Origin of the sequence: Aquimarina sp. RZ0, from assembly GCF_008370685.1 — a bacterium.
Taxonomy (GTDB): Bacteria; Bacteroidota; Bacteroidia; order Flavobacteriales; family Flavobacteriaceae; genus Aquimarina.
In genome coordinates this window covers 22,962-31,329 of sequence record NZ_VTZU01000076.1, presented here as the reverse complement: position 1 = coordinate 31,329, position 8,368 = coordinate 22,962, and the positions used below count along the sequence as shown (strand labels likewise).

Below are 8,368 nucleotides of genomic sequence, written 5' to 3'. Positions count from 1 at the left end.
GAGCAACAGGCGCTACTGGTGCACAAGGAATACAAGGCGTAACCGGAGCAACAGGTGCTACTGGTAGTCAAGGAATACAAGGTGTGACCGGAGCAACAGGCGCTACTGGTGCACAAGGAATACAAGGGGTAACCGGAGCAACAGGCGCTACTGGGGCACAAGGAATACAGGGTGTAACTGGAGCAACAGGCGCTACTGGAGCACAAGGAATACAGGGTGTGACCGGAGCAACAGGCGCTACTGGGGCACAAGGAATACAAGGGGTAACCGGAGCAACAGGTGCTACTGGAGCACAAGGAATTCAAGGGATCACTGGAGCAACAGGTGCTACCGGAGCACAAGGAATACAAGGGGTAACCGGAGCAACAGGTGCTACCGGAGCAACAGGTGCTACCGGGGCGCAAGGAATACAGGGTGTGACCGGAGCAATAGGCGCTACCGGAGCACAAGGAATACAAGGAGTCACTGGAGCAACAGGCGCTACCGGAGCACAAGGAATACAAGGGATCACCGGTGCAACAGGTACTACTGGTGCACAAGGAATTCAAGGAATCACAGGAGCAACAGGTGCTACTGGGGCAACAGGTGCTACTGGGACACAAGGAATACAGGGTGTGACCGGAGCAACAGGTGCTACTGGTAGTCAAGGAATACAAGGTGTGACCGGAGCAACAGGCGCTACTGGTGCACAAGGAATACAAGGCGTAACCGGAGCAACAGGTGCTACTGGTAGTCAAGGAATACAAGGTGTGACCGGAGCAACAGGCGCTACTGGTGCACAAGGAATACAAGGTGTGACCGGAGCAACAGGCGCTACTGGGGCGCAAGGAATTCAAGGTGTGACCGGAGCAACAGGTGCTACTGGGGCACAAGGAATACAGGGTGTGACCGGAGCAACAGGCGCTACTGGTAGTCAAGGAATACAGGGTGTAACTGGAGCAACAGGTGCTACTGGGACACAAGGAATACAGGGTGTGACCGGAGCAACGGGCGCTACTGGTAGTCAAGGAATACAAGGGATCACCGGAGCAACAGGTGATACTGGGGCACAAGGAATACAGGGTGTAACCGGAGCAACAGGCGCTACCGGAGCGCAAGGGATACAGGGTGTCACTGGTGTAGGAATACCTCAAACATTATCCATAAGTGATCATGATATAACACTATCAGATGGTGGTGGAACGGTTACAGTTCCTGATGATACTATATATAATACAGATGGAACACTCACTGGAAACAGAACTATGACTATGGGGGCATTCTTTATGAATTTTGATAGTGCTGCTAATAGTAGATCGACAATAACTTTGCAAAGAACTAATAATGCTAACGAAAGTGGAATTGGGTTTCAAAACTCAGGAGGCAATTATGATGCTGCGATTTCTTTAGAGTCAGGAGCTGATTCTGGAGGATTAAATTTTTATTCAGGAGGTAATCCGACAACTGCAAGTACTATTACCGAAACACTTTCCCTGCATAATGATAACCAAATTGAATTCTCTCAATATGGAGCTGGTACTCCTTTATTTTTAGACAATTCACCTGTCTATTTCCTAGGAGTTCAAAATGATGGTGATGTCGTTGAGATTGATCCATCAACTATAGGAACAGATGATCAAAATGCATCTGAGGTTCCTCTTGTAACTAATGTAGATGTAAATGAAGGAGCAGTTACTACTCCTACTTTAGAAACTAATGTAGAAGAGGTTATACAGGCAATTGCTCCAATCACCTCTAAAGCAGCCAGAGTATTCTATCCTCCATCAATAGAGATAGATGCTTCGGTAAATGGTACATTCTCTATAAATTTATATACAATGTATACGGCACAATTTGGAAGTCCAACTGCAGTAAGTGCAGGTGCACCGCTAACTGTGCCATTATATGACGCTGACGACTTATATTATTATGTAACTTTTGCGGATCCAAATGTATTTAATACTACACCTGGCGCAATGACTATAACGGCAGATGGTGTATTAACCTATACGATTATAGGGCAACCCGCGGATTTCAACACATTGATTAACGTAGTATTCGTTGTTAAGTAATACATAAAATATGACAGTTACCAATAATAAATACCTCTTTTTGGTTTGGATAGTAATTCTGCTCTTTCCACTAAATTTAATTATTGGTCAGGATACCTTTTTAGATGATTTTAACCCAGCCAACTACACAGGGAATGATGGAACTCAAAACTGGAATGGAGGTTGGACAGAAAATGATTTTGGAGCTGCTAACTCCCCTGCTGCTGGAAGAATACAGATTGACGGAAATCGATTAAGACTTAGAAATTTTGATTCTGGATTAAATTTATTTATTCTAAGGAATGTAGATTTATCAGCATACAGCTCAGCGACCCTAACATTTGATTATGATAGGGATAATGGAGACGAAAGTGTAGGTGCTTTTTTCTTAAATCCTAATACTGGATTTTATGATTTTGCTTTAGGAACTCCTACTGTAGGTGCTGCAACAGGTAGTCTTTCTTTTAACATTCCCGCTCTATATATAAATGCAAATTCTTCATTGTTATTCTTTTCTAATAGTGGTAATTGGGGGAATAATGAAACTGTTTTTATAGACAATGTCCTCATTACTGCCACTGCATCTATACCAGAAATATCTATTGACGATGTAACAGTTAATGAAAATGCAGGAACCTTAGATTTTACGGTTTCGCATACTGGAGGAACTACTTCAGGAAGTTTTACTATAGAATATGCTACAGTAAATAATACGGCTATTGCGCCAGGAGATTATACAGCAACATCTACTCCAACCAATCCGACACTAACTTTTCCTGGAACTACTCTGAGTGATCAAATTATTTCTATCCCTATTATTGATGATAATATAGCAGAAACATTAGAAACATTTTTTGTAGACCTTAGTAATCCCAGCGATGGTTCAGTAACTATTACTGATACTCAAGGAATAGGTACTATTAATGCCAGTGATCCTGCATCTATTGCTATCAATGATGTATCTGTAAATGAAGCGGCAGGAACAGCTACATTTACCGTTACTCATTCTGGAGGAGAAGTAACAGGAGGATTTACAGTTGATTATGCCACTGCTGATAATTCTGCAACTGTAGCAAACAATGATTATACAAGTACCAGCTCTCCTCCTTCTCTTACATTTGCTGGAACAATAGGTGAGAATCAAACAATTACAGTTCCAATCTTAGAAGATGTAGTTATTGAAGGAACTGAAACTTATTTTGTAGATTTAAGTAATGTTAGTAGTGCTTTAGTAGCTATTAGTGACCCACAGGGATTAGGTACTATTATAGACAATGATGCCGGAATAAGTATCAATGATATTTCTGTAAATGAAAATGTTGGTAATGCTACATTTACTGTCACACTTACTGGAACTGTCCCTGGAGGTTTTACCGTGGAGTATGCTACAACTGATAACACTGCAATAGCACCAAGTGATTATATTACAACAAGCTCTCCTAATCCTACTATAAGTTTTTCTGGAACTGATGGTGAAAATCAAACAATTACGATTCCTATAGTTGATGATAATTTTACAGAAACCACTACTGAAAACTTCTTTGTTAACTTAAGTAATCCTAGTGTAGGTTCAGTTACGTTGACAGATGCTCAGGGAATAGGTACTATTACGGATAATGATTCTGCTTCAATTACAATAAATGATATATCTGTAAATGAAACTGCAGGAACGGCTACTTTTACTGTAACCCACTCGGGAGGTGGAGATGTCGCTGGAGGCTTCACAGTTGAGTATACTACGTCTGATAGTTCTGCTACAAGTCCAGGTGATTATACAAGTACCGGTTCTCCTAATCCGACTCTTACTTTTTCGGGAACGAATGGAGAAACTCAAACTATTACAATACCTATTATTGATGATACAGACGTAGAAGGTACTGAAACCTATTTTGTAAATCTTAGTAACACTAGTAACTCTTTAGTATCTATTGCTGATAATCAAGGGTTAGGAACTATTATAGATGATGAAGCTCCTTTTGTGATAACCGATACAGTAACAGATAATACATGTAGCGGAATTTTTGTAGACAGTGGCTCTATTAACGCTCAATACAGCGATAACGAAGCAATTACCTACACCATCTGCCCAGATACTGCCGGTAGTTTTGTGGTTTTAAATTTCACTTCTTTTGATGTAGAAACAGGTTTTGATGGATTATCTATATATCAGGGAACAGCAACTACAACATTGATCGATACTTATGATAATGGAAATATCCCAACCACTATTATCTCTACAGATGCTTCTGGTTGTTTAACTTTTGTATTTACATCTGATTTTATAGTTACTGGAAATGGGTGGCAGGCTACAATTTCTTGTACCTCTTCTTCTTCAAGTTTTGTTACTGTAAATAATGTAACTGTCAATGAAAATGCAGGAACAGCTACTTTTACCGCTACACTTTCCGGAGGAAATGTTCCCGGCGGCTTCTCGGTAAATTATGATACTCTCGATGATACGGCTTTTGCAGATTCTGATTTTACTGCAACATCTGGGATTCTTAATTTTTCTGGTATATCTGGAGAAACTCAAACGATTACAGTTCCTATTATTAATAACACCTTTGGAGAAAACACAGAAACATTTTTTGTAAACCTTAGTAATTCAAGTTCATCTGCTGTTGGTTTAGTTAACGGAGTAGGTACCATCCTTGATGATGGAGACCCTGCAGTTCCTGATAATGTCCCACTTACCTTGTTTGATGATTTTAACGGTTATTATGATTATGCATTAACCGCAGGAACGCTAAGAACTGCTGATGAAGGAGTAGACCCCTGCTCAATCACCAACACCTCTTCTAATACATTAACAACCAATATACCAGCTGGTTCTACTATAGAAAAAGCATATTTATTATGGGGGCATTCCGGCACTGCTGCAGATGATGTTGTTACTTTTGAAGGGCAATCAGTTACAGCAGATATCGTCAATTCTGCTGGGGGTGGTTTTTATTATGGTATGGTTAGCGATGTTACTTCTATAGTTAATGCAATTCCTGATCCTTCTTCAAACACATATGATCTTACAGGTCTTACTATTGACAATAGCACTATTTATTGTGGTTCTGTAGTATTTGGAGGATGGTCATTATACATTTTTTATACAAATCCAACATTTCCTGCAGTTAGCATTAATATGTACAATGGTTTTGATGGGGAAATAAATAGCACTACATTTTATACATTATCTGGTTTCTTTGCCATAGGTTCTGTTGGATCAAAAACCTCTGTATTATCATGGGAAGGAGATCCAACTCGAACAGGAAACGAAACAATATCTGTAACAACTGGCTCAGGCACTACCAACCTGACTGGTGATGGGGATAATAACCCTCCTACTCTTAATAATGTTTTTAATTCGACTATTTATGATGATACAGCTAGTCCTGTAATTAATGATTCTTCTCTATTTGGATTTGATTTAGATACTTATGACATTTCTCCACTTATAAATCAGGGAGAAACTACTGCTACTACTAATATTCAAACAGGAGGTGATTTTGTAATATTGAATTCTGTATTATTAAAAGTCCCTAGTAACCTAATGACAGGTACTATCTATGAAGATATTAATTACCCTGGAGGAGCAGGTAGAGACCTGACTACTTCTTCTGGAGTAGGTATAGAAGGAGTTACAGTAGAATTATATGACAATCTAGGTGTTTTTATAGACTCTGATGTCACTGATGTAAACGGGGAATATAATATTGGCGGAATGGCGAATGGAACCTATAGTTTGCGTGTAGTTAATAATACGGTACGATCAACCAGAGGTGGCGGAACGACTTGTACGACTTGTCTACCTATTCAAACTTTTAAATATAATTACTCAGCAAGCACATTAATACCTGTCACAAATGAAATTGGAGGAGCAGATCCTTCTGCACAGGATATTGCTGCGAACGTTTTAGTTGGAGCTCAGACGGTTTCAACGGTTACCATACTTAATGAAGGAGCAGTTGGCCTAGATTTTGGCTTTAATTTTAATACCATTGTTAATACAAATGGCAGTGGACAGGGATCTCTAGGGCAATTTATTATTAATGCAAATAACCTCGATGAAACCGGTTTAGATATTGAGGCAAATAGTATTTTTAATCCAGCTACAGGAGAAGATACATCTATCTTTATGATTCCGACTACAGATGCCAATTTTACTAGTGGATATTTTGATATTAATATTCCTAATGGTACTCCTCTTGATATAATTACTGATGACACTATACATATTGATGGTAGAACTCAGACAGCCAATATTGGAGATACTAATACAGGAACAGTAGGTGCTGGTGGAACAACAGTAGGAACTTCTGCCAATATACTTCCTAATTATAATCGTCCTGAAATCCAGGTGCGGAGTGATTCGGGAGATGTTATACAAATTCAGGCATCAAATACAGTAATTCGTAATTTAGCTGTATATGGAGGTAATTTACGAGCAATTCGGCAAGATTCTGGAACTAATAACCTGATTGCAGAAAATTTATTGGGTGTAAATGCATTAGGAGCTTTGGGTACTGTGGGAGTCGGTAGTTATGTAGATGATGGAATTCAGGTTCTGGGAGGGACATCCACTATTGATGGAAATTACATTTCACTAAACACAGATTTTGGTATTTTTGTCAATGGAGGTACTTCCACTACAATCCAGAATAATCATATTACCGGAAATGGTACAAGAGCTTGTGAAAATAATATTAATATTCAAAACGGAAGTGGTATTACAATACAAAACAATTTAATCGAAAATTCTAATTCTATAGGAATCATTGATGGACAAGGAAATATAACCATTACAGAAAATACGATCACTACGTCAGATGCTGATGGAAGTTGTACTAATAGAGAAGGAATTAGATTAGAAGAAAGCAATACTACCATCACTAATAATGTAATTGATAACAATGGTGGTGCTGGCATTACTTTGACAGGGGCTACAGCGTCTGGAAATCTAATATCGCTAAACTCTATATACGCAAATGGAACGGTAGCAGATGCTTTAGGAATCGATATCGCAAATGATGGCGTCACTATAAATGATGCTGGAGATCCAGATTCTGGACCTAATGGTCGTTTAAACTTTCCTGTTCTCGAATCAGCAACTATTCGCGGAACAATATTAAGAGTTGTAGGTTGGTCTCGTCCGGGAGCAACTATAGAATTTTTCTTAACTGATATTAGCCAGGGTTCTGCTATGCCAGGAGATAATCAATTAGGACTAACTCAAGATTATGGAGAAGGGCAAGTTTTTCTAGGATCAGCGATAGAAGGAGGTTTTGATGATAATGATGGTTCTAGTTCCTCATATAATGATGTAGATGGAAATACAGATACTACTAATAAATTCAACTTTAGTTTTACGCTAGGCAGTACCATTCCTTTAGGATCCGTCATTACAGCTACTGCAACTATATCAAATTCTACTTCAGAATTTGCGAATACATTTGCGATAAATGCGGCTTCTGTTATTACAAATAGAAGAATAACATACCGAGTAAACCCTAATAATTCTACAACACCAATAGGAATACTAACATCAGATGTAACCATAAATAATTTTGATGATGGACAAAATGGTCCTGGCAATCCATACCAACTACAGATACAGAATACGACGGCTGTAGGTTTCAATTATCAAATCTGGATACAAAATGTTCCATATGCATCCATTCCAGGATTAAACTTAGGTAATCATACCCTAAATATTGTAGATAATGGAGATGGAACTTATAATTATTTATTTACCAGCACAACGGCCTTAGGTGCTTTTCAAAATACTATAATATCAGGTTCTGGAGGTGCCCCAAGTCCTCCTGGAATAGGTACAGCCTGTGGCTGTATCACTTTTTATAAATTATAATCGTCATAAAATGAAAAATTCAGAAAAAAACAATGTTTGCTCTTTTATCCAAAAATCTTCAATTTTTAAAATCTATTTTAAATCACATCTTACTGGTTTCAGGTAATTAACTGACTAGAGGTTTTCAAGTTAATAATAAGTATCACTTTGAGTAATTCTATGTAGAAAGCTACTGGAAGAAGGTTTTTAAAGAAAAAATTACTTTTCTACTAAACAGTTTCTATTAAAAATTACACAAATTTATACTAAGTTTTCTTAGTTATTCTACTTGTTAGCTTATTACCTAACTATCATTATAAATTAATTTTAGTGATGGTAATTTCCCTATTTATCAAACGACTAAAAATCTTATTGAAACTAAAAAAGTATCAAAAATTGTTTTTCGCCGACGAAAAAACGCATTTTACCGATACTAAGTATGATTTTAGTCGATAAAATGTAAACACTACATACAAAAAAGCGTATATTCGCGTAGTTA

General features: G+C 38.2%; 2 protein-coding genes. Both read left to right on the top strand.

Translation table 11 applies throughout. From position 1 onward, the window contains the following. Window positions 1-2,051, top strand: a 2,051-nt coding sequence (locus F0000_RS28530; RefSeq protein ID WP_304505296.1) for a collagen-like protein, incomplete at its 5' end; no start/stop codon positions are given. A 10-nt stretch (window positions 2,052-2,061) separates the two neighbouring features. Then, window positions 2,062-7,890 (top strand): Calx-beta domain-containing protein, encoded by a 5,829-nt coding sequence (locus F0000_RS22090; protein WP_149626897.1) that lies wholly within the window; start codon window positions 2,062-2,064, stop codon window positions 7,888-7,890. Window positions 7,891-8,368: the final 478 nt, after the last annotated feature.

Excerpts from the sequence above, each read along its gene's own strand:
- F0000_RS22090 (WP_149626897.1), top strand. The coding sequence starts at position 2,062 with ATGACAGTTACCAATAATAAATACCTCTTTTTGGTTTGGATAGTAATT.